Source organism: Alphaproteobacteria bacterium (genome assembly GCA_037146715.1).
Taxonomy (GTDB): domain Bacteria; phylum Pseudomonadota; class Alphaproteobacteria; order UBA7879; family UBA5542; genus JBAWWO01.
The window spans coordinates 45,159-62,393 of record JBAWWO010000002.1 but is presented as its reverse complement, the minus strand read 5'-3'; the positions used below and the strand labels follow the sequence as shown (position 1 = coordinate 62,393).

Sequence of the window (17,235 nt, the reverse complement as noted above, 5' to 3'; positions counted from 1 at the left end):
GCTAGATGATCTTTCTGTATGTTTCTTTTTCATCATAAAAATTACTCCTGTACAACGGTTTCTTCAACGGTGTCTCTAGAAAAATCACGATCGCCCCGTTCTTTCGGATGGCGTTTCATGATTGATGGACCTTTTTCTAAAGTATCAACTTTAATGTTCAAAGATCTTAGAACGTTTTCGTTCAGACCCATTTGGCGTTCTAATTCGCTGACGGCCGCAATAGGGGCATCAATCTTTAGCAGAACGTAATGTCCGCGGGTGTTTTTCTTGATGGGATAAGAAAGGGTGCGCAGGCCCCAATATTCGTGCTCCACAACTTCGCCACCATGATCTTTGATCAGCTTTAAATAAGCTTCAGTCAACCCTTCAACCTGTTGAGGGGCTAGATCTTGACGGGCAATAAATGTATTTTCGTAAAAAGGCATTCAAATACTCCTTATGGTTATAACAGCCGGATCATCCGGCAAGAAGCCTAACCCTTAGCATTTTGGAAAGGGCACTATACAAAAATCTGACTCTTTAAATCAGACAGTTTTTAGGCTATACCTTTTTTCAAGGGGGATGGCAAGACTTTTTTCTTAACAGAAGGTTTGTTTTCAGATATATGATACCTTTGAATTGAAGGATACGCTATGAAATATGCACTCGTTTTTCCAGGACAAGGCTCGCAGGCTGTTGGCATGGGCAAGATTCTCGCCGAAAATTTTTCTGAAGCACAAGATGTGTTTCGGGAAGTGGATGATACTTTGTCCCAAAAGCTTTCAACCCTTATGTTTGAAGGTCCTCTTGAGGATTTGACTTTAACTACTAACTGTCAGCCAGCCCTGATGGCCGTCAGCATGGCTGTATTTCGGGTTATGACAAGCTTGGGGGTTCCTTTGACGGTGTTTTCCTATGCCGCAGGACATTCTTTGGGTGAGTATTCGGCCTTGGCAGCAACAGGCGCCCTAACTTTGGCGGACACAACTCGCCTGTTAAGAACGCGGGGGGACGCTATGCAAAAAGCTATTCCCTTAGGCCATGGAGCCATGACAGCTGTTATTGGGGCTGATGATGGGGCCTTGAACAATATTGTTAAGGATTGTTCGGCTTTTGGCGTTTGTGAAATTGCGAATGATAACGCGCCGGGTCAAGTCATTTTAAGTGGCGAAAAGAAAGCCTTGGATCAAGTAAGCCCTCTGGCTGAAAAATATGGAGTCAGAAAAATTATTCCTTTGAACGTAAGTGCACCCTTCCATTGCTCACTGATGAAACCAGCGGCTTTGGCGATGGAAGAGGCTTTGAACGAGGTTTCTATAAATTACCCAGGTATTCCTATTCTACCAAACGTAACAGCGCGCCCTGAAACGAAGCCAGACATCTTGAAAAGTTTGCTCGTGATGCAGATAACAGGTCGTGTAAGATGGCGTGAAACCGTCCTACATATGCAGGAAATGGGTGTCACCCACATTATAGAGGCGGGGTCTGGAAAAGTTCTTGCGGGGCTTATTAAGCGGATCACGCCAGACATTCAGGTTCAGTCTGTTCATACGCCTGAAGAAATTGATAATTGTATTAAAACCATGGAAAGGGGAATCTAATGTTTCAATTGAATAACAGAAAAATGCTTGTGACGGGCGCCTCTGGCGGTCTTGGGCGCGCTATTGCCGAAATGTTTCACGCGCAAGGGGCAACAGTTGCCTTATCCGGCAGAAATGTGGAAAACTTAGAAAAACTAAAGAAAGATTTAGGGGGCGAACGCCTTCACATTGTTCCCTGCGATCTAAATGATTCAGACCAAGTAGACCAACTGATCGCTAAAGCGACAGAGGCTATGGGGGGATTTGATACCCTAGTCAATAATGCGGGCATCACAAAAGATGGCTTGTTGCTGATGATGAAACTACCCGACTGGCAAGAAGTGCTGCGGGTTAATCTTGAAGTTGCGTTTCGGTTGTCAAAAGCCGCTTTACGCCCCATGCTGAAAGAAAATTTCGGGCGGATTATTAACATTACTTCCGTCGTTGGGGTAATGGGAAATCCAGGCCAAGCCAACTATGCAGCAGCTAAAGCAGGGCTTATTGGTTTTTCAAAATCTTTGGCAAAAGAAGTAGCGGCTCGTGGCGTAACAGTTAATTGTATTGCTCCCGGCTTTATTCAATCAGCCATGACAGATGTATTAACAGATGATCAACGTCAAAAAATTAACCAGAATATTCCAATGGGACGCATTGGATCTTCCCACGATATAGGATCAGCCGCCACCTTTCTGGCAAGTGTTGAAGCAGGCTACATTACGGGGCAGACGTTGCACGTGAACGGCGGCATGCACATGGTGTAAAAACCTAGCCTTTTGGCCGATTACTTCGCGAAATCGCAGGTGCGTGGATTCCTAAGGTACCAAGTGTACCTGTCGGAATCCCCGCCCTTTATTTCACTCGTACTCGACGCAAAAATCTAGGTTTTAGGGAGAATGCCTTTTAGCCGACACCTTCGCGAAATCGCAGGTTCGTGAATTCCTAAGGTACCAAGTGTACCTGTCGGAATCTCCACCCATATTTGGGCTATATAAGAAGTCTATTCTTGAGCCCCGAAGGGGCAAGGATCCATATTTTACACGACAGGGCGTTTCGCACAGGAGATTTTCCTTTTTAAATCTCTAGCCTTTTAGACTAGGTTCTGCTTGAATATAGACATATAAAAAATTACCTAGGGAGGCCCTGTTGAAAATATTTATTTTATTGCTTATTGGACTGTTTGGATATTTATCAGAAACTCAGGCTTATCCTCGCGGAAATTGTTATTATGGGAAATGTAATGGGCCTTTTGGAAATCCTTACTCTCAGTATTCTCCCTATCAAAATTCGCCCTATGCTACTACTAATAATTCTACAAACTATAGTGCTTACCTGACAACAGCTAAGCAGGTTTTTAATGAAAATCATCCCAATTGTTTTCGGGGAAACTGCAGAACTTATAGGGGATTTATGAGCTGTTTAGAGACTCCCCTTACAAGCCCCTATGCGAAGTTTGCAAATAAACCTGTTCTCGTTTCCACGCCGGCATCTTTTAATGCCTTTCAAGCCTTTAGGACAAAGCACCCTAATTGCTACAGGAACTTTTGTAATGAGGTCTGCTCTGAATTTTCAGATGAATACCTTGAAAAGAAAAACGCAGGGGGCCTTAAGAACCTATTTTCGAAAAAATTTGATCAGACTGTCTATGAAAGACGTGTAGAAACCATGGGAAAATTATGTTCCAAAAAAACACCGGATGCAGATCAACTTAGATTCATGTGTGGTTTGTGCACCGCCTATATAACCCATGAAAACACGTTAATACCAAACTGTGAAGATAAGGGGCGCAAAATTGAACCCATTTACTATGCTCATCCTTTTAAAAATGGGATTATTAATCGAGGGCCCCAGAAATATCCCTATCAATATTCTGCCAAGTCCCCATCCCAGATTTCTGCAAAGACGACCACAACATTTGAGGATGATGCGGATCAAAAGCATAGTGTGATTCGCAAAAAACTAAAAAAAGCAGAGCCTGCCGATGAGGATGAGGCAGAAGAAGACGAGAACGAGGAAGAAGAAGAGTAATACGATTCTAAATCTTACCGCGGCGATCCTTTAGTTCTTGTCCATAAGTTTTCAAATCAGTCATGGGTTTCTGAGCCACCCCTGTCTCCATAGCGGCTTGAGCCACAGCTACGGGCAGTCTAACCAAAAGCCGTGGATCAAAAGGAACAGGAATAATATATTTTTTGCCAAATTTAAGAGTTCGCCCTGCATAAATAGCCTGAACTTCTGCAGGCACATCTTCTTTTGCTAGAGCAGCCAAAGCTTTTGCTGCTGCTATTTTCATGTCGTCATTAATTTCTGTAGAGCGCGTATCCAGGGCCCCCCGGAACAAATAGGGGAAACACAAAGCGTTATTCACTTGGTTAGGGTAATCGGACCGACCCGTTGCAATAATGGCATCTGGACATACGGCATAAACTTCCTCAGGCGTGATTTCTGGGTCAGGGTTGGCCATGGCAAAAATGATGGGGTCTTTGGCCATGCTTTTCACCATTTCTTGGGTGAAAGCTTTCTTAGAAGACACGCCAATCAATACGTCAGCACCTACAGCAGCTTCTGTCAAAGTTCGTGCAGTTGTGTCTGTAGCAAATTCTTCTTTCCATTGATTCATGGAATCAGAGCGGCCTTTGTAAATTACACCTGTTCTGTCAACCAGCGTCAGATTCTTTTTGGGGACGCCCATCTTTACAATAAGGCGTGCACAAGCAATGGCAGCAGCCCCTGCTCCATTTATCACAATTTTGACCTGGGAAAGGTTTTTATGGGTCAATTCAAGAGCATTCAAAAGGGCGGCCAGCACACAAATGGCTGTTCCATGTTGATCGTCATGGAACACGGGAATAGACATGAAAGCCTTTAACTGTTCTTCAATCAAAAAGCATTCAGGGGCTTTAATATCTTCCAAGTTAATCCCCCCAAAACTGGGGCCTAAATACTTAACAGCATTCACAAATTCTTCCACATTCTCTGTATCCACTTCCAAATCAAAAGAATCAATATCGGCAAATTTTTTAAATAGGATAGCCTTACCTTCCATAACGGGTTTTGAGGCCAAGGCGCCCAGATTTCCTAATCCCAAAACAGCTGTTCCATTAGAAATAACAGCGACGGTATTGCCCTTTGTTGTGTACTCATAGGCAAGGGAAGGATCTTTTGCAATTTCAAGGCAGGGAAGGCCAACGCCGGGAGTATATGCCAAAGATAGGTCACGAATGGACTGCAAAGGCTTTGTGGGGGTGATTTCAAATTTTCCTGGTTTTTTGCCCTTATGATAAGCGAGTATTTCTTCAGGGGTAATCTGTATTTTCATTTCCTTAAATTCCTTTTCGTATAAAACCTATTCGAGAGTTTTACAAAAATTTAGCACAAATTGCTATCTTAATTTATTATAGCACATAAAAGCAGGGGTTTTTTCTAGATACAACTAGGTATTTCTGATAAGCTGACCCTATGCTTGGGACTTGACTATCTTTCTATCAAGCGGTAAAGGCTATGATAACTTTTAAGGATGAAGGTTTCTTTATGATTATTGATTTATTTTTTTTGGGCATTACTTTTTTGCTGGGCTGTTTGCTTTATTTGCGACTGGGTCGTCGTACAGGGGCTGAAAAAAGCCCCCTGATGTATGCTCAAAGATTTATGCGCTCTACTAAAGAAGAAGAAAACGTTCCCCAAATTGCGGAACTTCCCTTTGTCGTGGCCATTAGGCAAATTCAGAAAATAGATAAAAATTTTTCTTTGGAGGGGTTCCTAGCTTTCGCCCAGTCTTCTTTTGAGACTATTATTACAACTTACATCAAGGGAAATCTTGAAGATTTAAAGAATTTTTTAAGCAAGCCTATGTATGACTTGTATGAAAAAGAAAAACTGGTGCATGCAAAGAAAAAGCTGATAGGGGATTTGTTATTTTTTAGGTTGATTTCAGCAACCATTAAAGAAATTAAAATAGAAAAATCTATCGCCGAAATTCAAGTATGGTTTGTGTCGGAGCAAACTCAAGTCTTGAAGAATTCAAAAGAAAAAATCGTGGAAGGCGACGAAAATAGCATCGATCGGATTAGCGAATTGTGGACCTTTCAAAGAACCATTACCCGCAAGGGCGATCCGTGGGTACTTAGTGCCGTTGGGGCCCATGCTGAATAACCCAACGTCAGAAATCAGCTACTACTTCGCAAAACTACAAGCTCTTGGAGTTAATCTTCCCCGATTGAATCTCTTGGGCTTGGCCCGAGGGCCCATTCTTTGTTTTGGGCTTATAGTTTTTCTTTTGCTTCTTACAGGTTGTAAAACCGGCCATCATTCTTCCTCTCTTTCCGTTAAAGAAAAATCTTTCAACAGCTTGCCGGGCTGGGAGAAAGACGACAAAGTTCATGAAGCTTTCCACGCCTTCCGCAAGTCTTGTCCTGTTCTATTGAAAGGGGATCCTCACCGCACCATGGGCTTTGGAACAAAGGCTAAGGATTGGCACTCTGCTTGTAAACGGGCTCTGTCCCATAACCCAAAGACCCATCATGAAGCCCGGGAATTTTTTGAAGAACACTTTAGACCCCATCATGTAAAGTATGGTCCAAAAAACCAAGGCGTTTTCACAGGTTATTATGAAAGCGAGCTTAGGGGGTCACGCCATAAGACGGATGAATACTCACACCCCATTTATGCGCCACCTAAAGATCTAATTTGCCACGCAAGCTCAAAAAGTTGTGGCAAGAAAAGCTTTTTTGGGGGAATAGCACCTCACCATGATCGACAAGCTATTCATGAAGGGGCTTTAAAAAATAAAAACCTAGAAATTGTTTGGGTGGATGACCCGGTGGAATCCTTTTTTATGCACATTCAAGGGTCTGCGCGCGTTGTTTTGGACAATGGGAAAGTTGTCCGTTTAATGTATGCAGGGTCTAATGGGCACCCTTTTGTGCCGATTGGTCGAGTTTTGTTAGAAAGAAAACAAGTGCGACCAGAAAGTATGTCGATGCAATCTATCCGAAAATGGATGAAAGACAATCCTCACGAAGCAACCAAACTGATGAATAAAAATCCCCGATATATTTTCTTTAAGGAATTTCACGGAGAAGGCCCCATTGGATGCATGGGGGCACCCTTAACGCCTGGACGTAGTTTGGCCGTAGATCGGGCCTTTATCCCCATGGGGGCGCCCCTATGGGTTAATACGCACTATCCTGAAAACTATTTTAAAATTCAACGGCTCTTCATTGCCCAAGATACTGGTTCTGCTATCAAGGGTCCCATCCGAGGGGATATCTTTTGGGGTTATGGAAAAGAAGCAACGCATAACGCCGGTAAAACGAAAGTTAATGGCGAGTATTATATTTTCCTCCCTTCATAGAGTTTCAGGCTTTTCTTCTTTCTGTACGGCCAGATAAAAGCTAGCCCCCTGACCTTTTTCAGATTCAACCCAAATATCCCAATGCATATGATCAACTATTTTTTTGCAACAAAACAGGTCTTTATTTTCTCCAAAAGCATGAAAGATATTGTTCAATTTTTTCTTAGAAATTTTTGAATTTTTGCCGTGTACTTTAAAAACCAACCCCTCTTGATTTGTCTGAATAAAAATATGAACAACTTTATCAGAGTTTCCATAAAAAAACGCTATAAGTTCTGCCAAAACCCATACTATTCGGAAGTCAACTTTTTCAGTTGTAATAGCAGGGGTTTCATAGCTATAGAAAAAACTAGTACTGGGAGCCTTGCAAGCGACAACATCATTAGTGATCTGCATTACTCTTTCTACAGACTTCAGAGTAGAAGGATATTTCTGTAAATTATAATAGGAAGCTATTAGGTTCTTAAGTTTCTTTTCTAAAAAAGATATTCTATTAAAATCAGGAGCCTCAAGAGGAGCAATTTTTTTCTGCACAAGATAATTAGATTGCCGTAGGTGCTTGTACAGATCCGTGAAAGATTTTTTTATAAATATCTCTAAATTATTATTTTCTTTGATTAAAAATCCTAACATTTCTTTCATTTTGCCATCACCTTTTATTTAGACACTCCTGTTTACAAAAAAATTAAGATTTATAAAAATTGAAAAAATATAAATTTTTCCATTTTTATGAAAAAATATCTAAAAAATCATTAAAAACACTGGATCGGGAGAAAATAAGAAGTTTTTGCAACTTTATTATCATGCGGAATTTTCTATAGATTGGTCGCACATGAAATAATAAAGGTGACATATATGGCAATAAATTCCAACAAAGTACTTATGTACTTTTCTAGAAAACGACAAGAGAGTGCTATAGAGTCTCTTGAGCGGGATTTTTATAAAATGCTTTTAAGCCATAAAGAAGGAGGGGAAGGATCGGGTGCTGCATATAAGTTGTCTTCTAGAATTCACCATATGATTTCCCAACATTATTTTGAGTCAGATCTTTTGGAGTATTTAACCCATTTAGATGTTTGTGTTGTGAGCTATATAAAACCGATTGTACAAAAAATCCCTTTTGAGAAAAAGAAGATGAGTACTTAGTAAATTTGAGTTGCAATTGTTCTTATTTTTTTTTACTTAGATATTAAAGAGGTATAAAACATGACTGCAAAAGAACTGAGAGAACAAGAGCCCAATGAAACGGAGAGGTCTGCCTTTTATTCTTTTGTAGGCAGTCGCATTCGAGATCGCAGAAGAAAACTGAACTGGACCCTTGTTGATTTGGGTAAGAAATTGATATTATCTCACCAACAAGTGCAAAAGTATGAACAGGGACTTGTTCAGCTGTCAGCTGAACGGATCTATGTGCTAGCAAAAACTTTGGGGGTATCAGTCAATTTCTTTTATGAGGGTTACGAACGAGTCTTATCTGAAGAAGAGTTGTCCGAGGAATCAGATCGTATTATTTTGAAACGATCGCGACCTCTTCAAGTATTAATTGTAGACAATGATCCCCTTGATGAACTTCAAATTCGGGAAATCTTAAAGGAATGTCCGATTGAGGTAGAAATCTATTGTCTGCACGCAGGACAACAAGTTTTAGATCTTCTAAAAAACAAGACAAAGTTGTTTCCACGACCTGACGTTATTTTAATGGAGTTAGACTTGCCTCAAGTGGATGGCCTGCATGTGTTGAGAGAAATAAAAAGGGATCGACTCCTAAAAGAGATTCCAGTCATTATACTTTCAAATAATCTTTCCAAGCACGTCATGATTGAAGCGTATAAGAATTTTGCCAGTGGATATATACACAAATCTTTTGAGTCTGCTGACTTCAAAGAGCAATTGCATAATACGATTAAGTATTGGGCCTCAATTGCTCTGCCCAGAATGTGAATAAAAAAAAGGGACAAGATTTCTCTTGCCCCCTCTTAAACTTTGAAAAGTTTATTTCAGCTTATAGTGCCTTAATATTGACAGCAGATTGCTTGCCCTTATTTGTTGCAACTTCGTAGCTTACTTTTTGACCTTCACGTAATTGTGAAAGACCAGCCTTTTCAACAGCGCTGATATGAACGAAAACATCAGCTTTCCCATCATCGGGAGTGATAAATCCATATCCTTTTGTGCTGTTAAACCACTTTACTGTACCATTTGCCATTTTATTCTCCTTCGGCTTTAAGTGCGCCGCCTCACCGTGAAGCGGCTTAGAGTAACGTATTCGATTAAAGTCTTAGGAATTTTGGTCAAACGCATCAGATCAGTTTTGGCAGATCTTAAGTATCCGTTAGTTGGGCTGAAGATGTTTAAAACATCCGCAGCTTGTAAATTCAAAGAGTAAAATACGACTCAATTTTTCACTATAGGGGCCTTCCTAGAAAAAGCAAGGAAAATTATCTAAGGGCAAAAAAGCATCCATAGACTTATTTTATTCTTTTAGGTATAAACAAAGCATGGCCATAAATACTCTTTCCATTCGCGGGGCCCGGGAACATAACCTGAAAAACGTTTCCGTTGATCTGCCCCGAAATCAGCTGATTGTCATCACAGGTCTTAGTGGATCTGGGAAGTCGTCTCTTGCTTTCGATACGATTTATGCCGAGGGGCAACGGCGCTATGTAGAAAGCCTTTCCGCCTATGCCCGCCAGTTTTTAGAGCTGATGCAAAAGCCGGATGTTGATTCGATTGAAGGCCTTTCCCCCGCCATTTCTATTGAGCAAAAAACCACTTCCAAAAACCCCCGCTCAACGGTGGGGACCATCACAGAAATTTATGACTACCTGAGGCTTCTTTATGCCCGCATCGGGGTGCCTTATTCGCCCGCCACCGGTAAGCCCATCAGGAAACAAACCATTTCAGAAATGGTGGATCGTATTTTAGAATTTGATGGGGGCAAAAGGTTTTATCTGTTGGCACCTATGGTTCGGGGCCGTAAGGGCGAATACAAAAAAGAAATCCAAGACTTGCAAAAAAAAGGGTTTCAGCGCTTGAAAATCGATGGCAAGTTTTTTGATATTCAGGAAGCCCCGGAATTAGATAAGAACAAGAAGCATGATATTTCAGTGGTGGTGGATCGCTTTGTGGTAAAGGAAGATATGGGGTCCCGATTGGCCGATAGCTTGGCCACAGCCCTGCAGTTGGGGGAGGGGCTTGCGATTGCTGAAAATGCAGAAACCCAAGAGGAAGTTCTGTTTTCAGAAAAATTTGCCTGCCCCGTTTCTGGGTTTTGCCTTGAGGAAGTTGAGCCCCGTCTTTTTTCTTTCAACAGCCCCTATGGGGCGTGCCCCACCTGTGATGGGTTGGGGGTTAAGCTGGTTTTTGATGAAAGTTTGGTGGTGCCCAATGGTCATCTAAGCCTTCGAGAAGGGGCTATTGAACCCTGGTTTGGCCCCTATGGGGATTACGCCATGCAGATTTTGGAATCTGTTGCGGCCCATTATAAAATTTCAGTGAACACACCTTTTGAGCAAATTCCCCCCGCCATTCAGAAAGTTTTCCTGCACGGATCAGGGACTGAAATGATTTCGATTACCTATGAATTTGGCAGAACCCATACCAAGAAAAAAGTCTTTGAGGGGGTCATTCCCAATTTGCAGCGCCGCTGGAAAGAAACAGATAGTGACCGGGTTCGGGAAGATCTGTCGAAATACCAAACCAGCCAACCGTGCGAGGCCTGTCATGGGTACCGATTGAAGCCTGAAGCCTTGAGTGTGAAAATTCATCATCTTCATATTGGTCAGGTTTGTGATTTGTCGATTGAGGATTCAGCCCAGTGGTTTGAAACCCTGGACCAGCACCTGTCAGAAAAAGAAAAGACTATTGCTATCCGTATTCTAAAGGAAATTCGCGATCGCCTTCATTTTTTGAAGAGTGTGGGATTGGATTACTTGACCTTGTCTCGTATGTCAGGAACTCTTTCGGGGGGGGAATCCCAGCGTATTCGATTGGCATCCCAAATTGGGTCAGGGCTGACGGGGGTGTTGTATGTGCTGGATGAGCCCTCAATTGGTCTGCATCAACGAGATAATGACCGGCTGCTGGTAACCCTGCGCCATCTGCGGGATCTGGGCAATACAGTGATTGTGGTGGAACACGATGAAGATGCCATCCGTCAGGCAGATTATCTGGTCGATATGGGTCCAGGAGCTGGCAACTTGGGGGGGCATATTATTGCCGAAGGCACACCCCAGGAAGTGATGGATAACCCCGCCAGTGTTACGGGAAAATATTTAAAAGGGATTCTGAAAATAGATGTGCCTAAGACCCGCCGCCAGGGGCACGAGGGGAAGTATTTGCGGCTGACAGGGGCAACGGCCAACAACCTAAAAAATGTTTCTGTGGAATTCCCCCTGGGTAAATTTATTTGTGTGACAGGCGTGTCTGGGGGTGGGAAATCTTCCCTTGTGAATGAAACCCTGTATAAAGCCCTGTTCAAGATTTTGCATAACTCTAGAATACAGCCAGGGGCCTATAAGGACTTAACGGGTTTTCAGTATATTGATAAGGTTATTGATATTGACCAGGCGCCTATCGGCAGAACGCCACGGTCTAACCCAGCTACCTATACAGGGGTCTTTACGCCCATTCGGGAATGGTTTGCCAAACTACCAGAAGCTAAGGCTCGTGGGTACTCTGTGGGGCGGTTTTCCTTTAATGTTAAGGGAGGTCGGTGCGAGGCTTGCCAAGGAGATGGCGTCCTGAAGATTGAGATGCATTTCTTGCCCGATGTTTATGTCACTTGCGACCATTGTAAGGGAAAGCGGTATAACCGGGAAACCCTGGATATTAAATTCAAAAATAAATCTATCGCAGATGTTCTGGAAATGACAGTGGATGAGGGATTGGAATTTTTTGACAGTGTTCCCTTCATTCGGGACAAGCTGGAAACCCTGAAAAAAGTAGGCCTAGGATACATTCATATTGGCCAGCGGGCAACGACTCTGTCAGGGGGGGAAGCCCAACGCATTAAGCTTTCAAAAGAGCTGTCAAAGCGCCCCACGGGCAAGACCTTGTACATACTGGATGAACCCACCACAGGTTTGCATTTTGAGGACATTCGAAAGCTGCTGGAAGTACTGCACACCTTTGCAGATCAAGGGAATACCCTGATCATTATTGAACATAATTTAGAGGTCATTAAAACAGCCGACTGGATAATAGATATGGGCCCCGAGGGAGGCAACAAAGGCGGGAAAATTCTAGGGTGTGGCACACCAGAGGATATTGCAAGGTTGAAAACGAGTTATACGGGACAATTTTTAAAGCCGTATTTAAAAACCTAGATTTTTGGCCGATTGCTTCGCGAAATGCCCCCCAATTGATTCCCTCGGGCTTCGACCCGAGGGTCTAAGGGTGCGGAACGCGCCCCTGTTGGGGTGCTGAAAAAGTAAGGCGTGGGTCCTCGGGTCAAGCCCGAGAAATTCAAAAAAGAGAGCCCGAGGAATTCAAACAGAGAGAACCCGAGGAAGGCAATTATGGGGTGGTGTTCCCCCAATCCCGTCATCACGAGCCCCGAAGGGGCGTCGTGATCCAGCTTTTTCTCTATTCATATTTTTCCTTTTTTTATTTTCATTATTTCCATTTTTCGTTTCTTTTTACTTCGTTTTAGTTTCCCTTAAGGGGGCCATAAGAATCATTAGTGCATTTCGTGGACCATCACCAGCCCGGGGGGAATCTTTACTTTTTTGACGAACCTCTTTCTATCCGACTTGTGGTTGGGGCTATCTTGAGTATCAGCGGCCTGTTGACTTCTCTTAAGGGGTGATATACACTAGACTGTAAGGGTGGTATATTTATGAAAAATTTCTACATTTCTCCAATCCAAAAAAGTTCAATCTTTCTTTTATTTTTCTTATTTTTTGTGGGAGCACAAGTCTCTGAATCCTACGCTGACTGTATATATCTTAACAAGAAACAAAGGAATGAAATTTGGCATGATTTGTTAGCCTCCGCAGAAGATTATCAGATGTCTGAGGATTCGGATTTAGGCAAATTAATTTCAAGATACAATAAAATTCTAAAAACAGATCGAAATCTTGCCGAAGAACGAATTCAACAGCTGAAAAAAATTTCTATGAAGGCTGAAGAAGAAATGTTGTCTGTTCCAGACAATAAATGCCTCGATCTTATTAAGATAACTGCAACAAACAAAGCTGCCTATTTAGAACAAGTACTCAAAATAAAAGATAAAGCGTTCAGGAGGGCTATAGGGATAATGCAAACACCTCAAGGAAAGACATTAGGTCGACGCGTGGGGGAACATTATAAAAAGGAATGGCCACTAAGTTTAGATCCCGCCAATAGATCGCCTTCCTGCTTGGGGGGGGCATTCGATCAATGGAATAAACTTGTTGACTCTCCTGAAGGAAAAGATATTCCAGAATTTTATTTTTGGTTAGAAGGCAAACCGGGGTGGAGTAGTTGCCAAATTAAAGATCTAGAAAATTACCCGGTGGTATTTTTCAAAGACGGTCATGCTCAGATAACTTATCCTCAGGGCTTCATAGGTTCCAGACCAGGAGGAAGAATACCAGGCAGAACAGGGCAAAACCAAGGATATTTGTATGCTATTGATAGCAAAGGAGAATTTCATTTTACGGAATATAATATTTCATCTGTTCCTCATCACCCTGACCTTGTGAGAGGAGATTTGGTTGTATGTGCAGGTATTGTAGATTTTAATTCTAAGGGATTTATAACCTATATAGACGTGTCCAGTGGTCACTATGCCCCCTATACGATTCACTTAAGAAAAGGCATGATTCTTATGAAAGAATACTATAAAAATGATCATATTTTTGATCAATTGGCAGAATATGGATACTATAATAATAGAGAACAATTCGTAAAAACTAAATTTTCTAGCATTGAGAATATCCCCGCCATTTATAAAAATTTTGACAAAATGCCTTTTTCTTTTAAAGAACTTTATGATTGCCAGGCAAAAATCCCTGAAGATCTTAAGGATTCTATCACAATATATTACCGGGATTTTTTCGCCCCCCGTGGAAAGCTTGGGTCCTTAAGAACTTTATTCACAGATTTGGCAGCTGTCCACGAAAGAATTGGAGATATGTCTGATCCCCATTCATCATTATACGTTAATATATCTGATCCCTATTCATCATTATACGGTAAAGTTCCTTTAGAATATTTAACCCAAGATAGTTTGCAAGCAATCATCCAATTTCTAAAAGCTGAACTTCTTGATCTAGATTCTGCTGGAGCAAATCCTCAATTGGAAGCTCTTCATGCTGCTTCAAATGATAGTTTTATTGAGATAATGAGCAAAATTAGAACAAAAGAAGCTGACACTCTGCTGAAAAACAAGAAAAAATATGCTAACCTAGCTTATATGCTAAGTCAACCAAAATTATCTTGGGTTCATTTTTATGATGATCTCTCAGAGTTATTACCAGCCCTTGCCCCCAATATAATGATAAATTATGATGGTAAATCAATTCATCTAAAACAAATAAAAGATTTTTATGATGATCTGAAAGTAAAAAAAGAACTCTTAAAAAGATATGAAGAAAGAACAGAATGGACCAGTACAGATAACGTAAAACTAACTGGTCCAGTGTCTTATACTGTTCCTGCAGGCCTTCGCAATCTCGAAAGCATTTTTATCCAAGCTGATAAAAGATCTGCTGTAGAAAATGAAAAAATATTAGCTGCACGCATTGAAAAGAAATATGCACATATCTGGAGAGAAAATATATCAAAGAGAAAAGCTGCATCCGAAGGATGATTGTGGTTTTAAATACTTTTAGATTCCTTATCTTTCTTCTCTGGAATTAGCAGTATTTTGATTCTTTTCTTAGGATCCGGCAGACCCTTTTCGAAAGAGTCAGGCGTAAGCGTATTAAATAACTTGCTTTGTCCGGTCTTCATATCAATTGTTGCATATTCTCCAACCAATTGATTCTTCTTGTCTGTAATTTTTACGTTGTGTTTTAAGAAAATTAGATCTTTTTCCAAGTCATAAAAGCCTTCATCTGAGGTAGCAATTTTATCGGGCATCTTTATTTTTACGTGCCCAAAAGCCTCTAGCCGGATCAAATCTTTTTTATTTGTAATAGGATCTTTTTTGAAAAATCCGTGCATCACATCAGCCCACAGGGTTGAATCTTTTTGGGTAAGGGTCACATTCTTCCGAGCCTTCATAATGTTATTAGCGTCATCAAATTCCACACTTTCTGCGGCTTCAAGCACAATGGGTTCATCCGATGACAGGAAGTTGGTTTTCTTGAATTCAGCCTGTAGAGAGCAGCAGAAGAATAGGGCGATGAAAAGACCCATGGATCCTTGGGGCAAGCCCCAGGAAGACAAGCAGAAAAAATTCTTAACATGGGACCACATCATTTTTTACCCCCTGATTTTCTAATAGTTAATTTAACGGGTCCTAATAATTTCAATGTTCTGTCCTTCTGATTGATGAAAAAGCCCTGGCTTTCAAAGAACCCTTGATCGCTTTCACCTTCAACAAATTCTTTGCCTTCCATGTATCCTTTATTAAGATCAGAAAAGGCTGAATTTGTCCAAATCTCTAGATTATTTTTATCACAAATGAAGTTAACGCTCCCCTTTAACCATACAAGTTTTGATTGATCCGTGGTAATTTCCCCTTCGTCAGACAGAACAAACAAAACAGATCCATCTTTGGAAAGCAGGCGACCGTTTACCTCTTCCAAATAAACCTTATTATCGGCAATTTGGCGAGCTAGCTTGGCGGTGATGGTATAGGGTTGTTCTTTGCCCCCCAAAAATCGGGGGTTTTTGATTTCCTTTTTCTGGAAATCAATGCCGTCAACCTTAATTTTGGTGCCTGAAAAATTCCATGTATGAATCATGTCTCCAATATAAGACCACAGAAAAACTCCCACAATAATGGCGACAATTCCAATAGAAAAAGCCCGCTTAAGAAAACGAGTTCTGGAAAGAGACTCATAACTTGATTCAATAGAAAATTTGTCTTTCAGGCTCATTAGACAATGCCAAGCCGCAACAGATCATGGATATGCAAAATACCCAGAGGTTTATTGTGATCATCTACCACGAACAGGGCCGTAATAGCCCCCGCCATTTTATACAGAGCTTCTTCCAGCAAGGTTTCAGGGCCTACAGTTCGGGGGTTAGGGGACATGACATCCATTACCTTTTCTTTCAGCAAGTGGGGGCTCATATGGCGCCTTAAATCTCCATCCGTAATAATACCCACCAGCTTATCATGTTCAACAACGCCAACGCAGCCAAAGCTTTTTTCTGACATAATCAGAATGGCATCATCCACCTTTTTTCCAGCGTCAATTAAAGGCATTTTTGATCCCTTGTGCATCATATCTTTTGCACGCTTTAATCTGCTGCCTAAATTTCCACCGGGATGGATTGTTTTATAGTCTTCCTTACTGAATCCCTTGCGTTTCAATAAACATAGGGCAATTGCATCCCCCAGGGCCAACATCATGGTGGTTGAGGTTGTGGGTGCCAAACCATTTGGGCACGCTTCAGAGATAGTTGGCAGAATCAAGGCTACATCAGAGTCTTTGGCCAAGCTGCTTTCCCCTTTTTGTGTTATGGAAACCAAGGGAATGTTATAGCGGCGGGTATAGGCAATCAAATCAAAAAGTTCTTTTGTTTCCCCTGAATTTGACAGGGCAAGAACCGCATCCTGGGGCGTAAGCATACCCAAATCTCCATGACTGGCTTCCCCCGGGTGCACAAAAAATGAAGGCGTTCCTGTGGATGAAAGCGTTGCAGCTATTTTCTTACCCACAAGCCCGCTTTTTCCCATGCCTGTGACAATCAGGCGCCCCTTAATGGCAGAAAAAACATCAAGGGCATCCATGAATTTTTGGTCTAACCGATTGGCCAAGACTGTCAGGGCTTCAGCCTCTAGCCTTAATACTCGTAATGCTTCTGTTAGATCTAAGGATTCCATCTTAGTAGGGGAGTTGGGTGGCTGGATCATCATCAGTCACGTATCCAACTGTCATCAAAGACTCAGGGTGATCTGCCAACCAAACCATCTTACCATAGCGATCCCATGGCCTATAATATTTAATGTTCATTGAATTTATAGCCCTATTTTTACCGGAACCCCCGGCTAGCGAATCATCTTCTTTATAGCCGGCTTCTGAATCTGTTGATTTTGAGTCAGCCTTTACCTCCCCTGCAATCAGCATTATAAGGCAGAAAAAACAGAGTATTTTTGACAATGTCATGGGCAATTCCTTTCAGTTGACTTTCTTAACGTGGTAATTTATTTTACGGGGAACAGTC

The 17,235-nt window shown here is 41.7% G+C and carries 16 protein-coding genes and 1 pseudogene; 9 read left to right on the top strand and 8 right to left on the bottom strand.

The features are described from left to right. Nucleotides 1-41 precede the first annotated feature (41 nt). The gene (gene rpsF / locus WCG05_01235; GenBank protein ID MEI8320620.1) at nucleotides 42-425 is read right to left on the bottom strand and encodes a 30S ribosomal protein S6; all 384 of its coding nucleotides are present in this window, start codon (nucleotides 423-425) and stop codon (nucleotides 42-44) included. Between the two features lie 207 nt (nucleotides 426-632). On the opposite strand from rpsF, the gene fabD reads away from it, so the two are divergent. From fabD to WCG05_01220, 3 genes are all read left to right on the top strand, one after another. Further along, the gene (gene fabD / locus WCG05_01230) at nucleotides 633-1,580 is read left to right on the top strand and encodes an ACP S-malonyltransferase (GenBank protein MEI8320619.1); all 948 of its coding nucleotides are present in this window, start codon (nucleotides 633-635) and stop codon (nucleotides 1,578-1,580) included. Beyond that, entirely contained in the window at nucleotides 1,580-2,320 is a 741-nt protein-coding gene (fabG, locus tag WCG05_01225; GenBank protein MEI8320618.1) for a 3-oxoacyl-[acyl-carrier-protein] reductase, read from the top strand. The genes fabD and fabG overlap by 1 nt, the downstream gene beginning before the upstream one ends. 382 nt (nucleotides 2,321-2,702) lie before the next feature. Then, nucleotides 2,703-3,584 (top strand): hypothetical protein, encoded by an 882-nt coding sequence (locus WCG05_01220; protein MEI8320617.1) that lies wholly within the window; start codon nucleotides 2,703-2,705, stop codon nucleotides 3,582-3,584. Nucleotides 3,585-3,627: 43 nt separating this feature from the next. On the opposite strand, the pseudogene WCG05_01215 reads toward WCG05_01220, so the two are convergent. Then, nucleotides 3,628-4,875 (bottom strand): annotated as a pseudogene (locus tag WCG05_01215) (malic enzyme-like NAD(P)-binding protein). 182 nt (nucleotides 4,876-5,057) lie between these two features. Here WCG05_01215 and WCG05_01210 point away from each other — a divergent pair. Then, nucleotides 5,058-5,708, top strand: a complete 651-nt coding sequence (locus WCG05_01210; GenBank protein MEI8320616.1) for a Tim44/TimA family putative adaptor protein — start codon at nucleotides 5,058-5,060, stop codon at nucleotides 5,706-5,708. Further along, nucleotides 5,698-6,909: an MltA domain-containing protein gene (locus WCG05_01205; GenBank protein MEI8320615.1), complete on the top strand. Its 1,212-nt coding sequence runs from the start codon at nucleotides 5,698-5,700 to the stop codon at nucleotides 6,907-6,909. The genes WCG05_01210 and WCG05_01205 overlap by 11 nt, the downstream gene beginning before the upstream one ends. On the opposite strand, the gene WCG05_01200 is transcribed toward WCG05_01205, so the two are convergent. After that, on the bottom strand, nucleotides 6,904-7,551 hold the full coding sequence (locus tag WCG05_01200; GenBank protein MEI8320614.1) for an ATP-binding protein: 648 nt from the start codon (nucleotides 7,549-7,551) through the stop codon (nucleotides 6,904-6,906). The two genes, WCG05_01205 and WCG05_01200, sit on opposite strands and share 6 nt — an antisense overlap. Before the next feature lie 213 nt (nucleotides 7,552-7,764). Between WCG05_01200 and WCG05_01195 the strand changes: the two genes are divergently transcribed. After that, nucleotides 7,765-8,055 (top strand): hypothetical protein, encoded by a 291-nt coding sequence (locus WCG05_01195; protein MEI8320613.1) that lies wholly within the window; start codon nucleotides 7,765-7,767, stop codon nucleotides 8,053-8,055. A 60-nt stretch (nucleotides 8,056-8,115) separates the two neighbouring features. Further along, complete coding sequence (locus WCG05_01190; GenBank protein MEI8320612.1) at nucleotides 8,116-8,850, top strand: response regulator; 735 nt, start codon at nucleotides 8,116-8,118, stop codon at nucleotides 8,848-8,850. 61 nt (nucleotides 8,851-8,911) lie between these two features. On the opposite strand, the gene WCG05_01185 is transcribed toward WCG05_01190, so the two are convergent. Next, a complete protein-coding gene (locus WCG05_01185; GenBank protein ID MEI8320611.1) occupies nucleotides 8,912-9,115 on the bottom strand; it encodes a cold-shock protein in 204 nt (67 codons plus the stop codon). A gap of 292 nt (nucleotides 9,116-9,407) precedes the next feature. Between WCG05_01185 and uvrA the strand changes: the two genes are divergently transcribed. Together uvrA and WCG05_01175 are read left to right on the top strand one after the other, a co-directional pair. Beyond that, entirely contained in the window at nucleotides 9,408-12,236 is a 2,829-nt protein-coding gene (uvrA, locus tag WCG05_01180) for an excinuclease ABC subunit UvrA (GenBank protein ID MEI8320610.1), read from the top strand. 683 nt (nucleotides 12,237-12,919) lie between these two features. Beyond that, nucleotides 12,920-14,704: a hypothetical protein gene (locus tag WCG05_01175; protein ID MEI8320609.1), complete on the top strand. Its 1,785-nt coding sequence runs from the start codon at nucleotides 12,920-12,922 to the stop codon at nucleotides 14,702-14,704. Between the two features lie 8 nt (nucleotides 14,705-14,712). Here the strand turns inward: WCG05_01175 and WCG05_01170 are convergent, their stop codons facing one another. Genes WCG05_01170 through WCG05_01155 form a run of 4 tightly spaced genes read right to left on the bottom strand, consistent with a single transcriptional unit; the run spans nucleotide 14,713 to nucleotide 17,177 of the window. Further along, nucleotides 14,713-15,318, bottom strand: a complete 606-nt coding sequence (locus tag WCG05_01170) for an LptA/OstA family protein (GenBank protein ID MEI8320608.1) — start codon at nucleotides 15,316-15,318, stop codon at nucleotides 14,713-14,715. Beyond that, entirely contained in the window at nucleotides 15,315-15,941 is a 627-nt protein-coding gene (gene lptC / locus WCG05_01165) for an LPS export ABC transporter periplasmic protein LptC (protein MEI8320607.1), read from the bottom strand. Before lptC ends, WCG05_01170 begins: the two co-directional genes overlap by 4 nt. Continuing rightward, nucleotides 15,941-16,927 (bottom strand): KpsF/GutQ family sugar-phosphate isomerase, encoded by a 987-nt coding sequence (locus tag WCG05_01160; GenBank protein ID MEI8320606.1) that lies wholly within the window; start codon nucleotides 16,925-16,927, stop codon nucleotides 15,941-15,943. The genes lptC and WCG05_01160 overlap by 1 nt, the downstream gene beginning before the upstream one ends. Then, complete coding sequence (locus WCG05_01155; protein ID MEI8320605.1) at nucleotides 16,896-17,177, bottom strand: hypothetical protein; 282 nt, start codon at nucleotides 17,175-17,177, stop codon at nucleotides 16,896-16,898. Before WCG05_01155 ends, WCG05_01160 begins: the two co-directional genes overlap by 32 nt. Nucleotides 17,178-17,235: the final 58 nt, after the last annotated feature.

Excerpts from the sequence above, each read along its gene's own strand:
- uvrA (MEI8320610.1), top strand. The coding sequence starts at position 9,408 with ATGGCCATAAATACTCTTTCCATTCGCGGGGCCCGGGAACATAACCTG.
- WCG05_01160 (MEI8320606.1), bottom strand. The coding sequence starts at position 16,927 with ATGATGATCCAGCCACCCAACTCCCCTACTAAGATGGAATCCTTAGAT.
- WCG05_01210 (MEI8320616.1), top strand. The coding sequence starts at position 5,058 with ATGATAACTTTTAAGGATGAAGGTTTCTTTATGATTATTGATTTATTT.
- WCG05_01200 (MEI8320614.1), bottom strand. The coding sequence starts at position 7,551 with ATGAAAGAAATGTTAGGATTTTTAATCAAAGAAAATAATAATTTAGAG.
- WCG05_01205 (MEI8320615.1), top strand. The coding sequence starts at position 5,698 with ATGCTGAATAACCCAACGTCAGAAATCAGCTACTACTTCGCAAAACTA.
- WCG05_01170 (MEI8320608.1), bottom strand. The coding sequence starts at position 15,318 with ATGATGTGGTCCCATGTTAAGAATTTTTTCTGCTTGTCTTCCTGGGGC.
- rpsF (MEI8320620.1), bottom strand. The coding sequence starts at position 425 with ATGCCTTTTTACGAAAATACATTTATTGCCCGTCAAGATCTAGCCCCT.
- WCG05_01155 (MEI8320605.1), bottom strand. The coding sequence starts at position 17,177 with ATGACATTGTCAAAAATACTCTGTTTTTTCTGCCTTATAATGCTGATT.
- WCG05_01190 (MEI8320612.1), top strand. The coding sequence starts at position 8,116 with ATGACTGCAAAAGAACTGAGAGAACAAGAGCCCAATGAAACGGAGAGG.
- WCG05_01175 (MEI8320609.1), top strand. The coding sequence starts at position 12,920 with ATGTCTGAGGATTCGGATTTAGGCAAATTAATTTCAAGATACAATAAA.
- WCG05_01195 (MEI8320613.1), top strand. The coding sequence starts at position 7,765 with ATGGCAATAAATTCCAACAAAGTACTTATGTACTTTTCTAGAAAACGA.
- fabD (MEI8320619.1), top strand. The coding sequence starts at position 633 with ATGAAATATGCACTCGTTTTTCCAGGACAAGGCTCGCAGGCTGTTGGC.
- WCG05_01185 (MEI8320611.1), bottom strand. The coding sequence starts at position 9,115 with ATGGCAAATGGTACAGTAAAGTGGTTTAACAGCACAAAAGGATATGGA.
- fabG (MEI8320618.1), top strand. The coding sequence starts at position 1,580 with ATGTTTCAATTGAATAACAGAAAAATGCTTGTGACGGGCGCCTCTGGC.
- lptC (MEI8320607.1), bottom strand. The coding sequence starts at position 15,941 with ATGAGCCTGAAAGACAAATTTTCTATTGAATCAAGTTATGAGTCTCTT.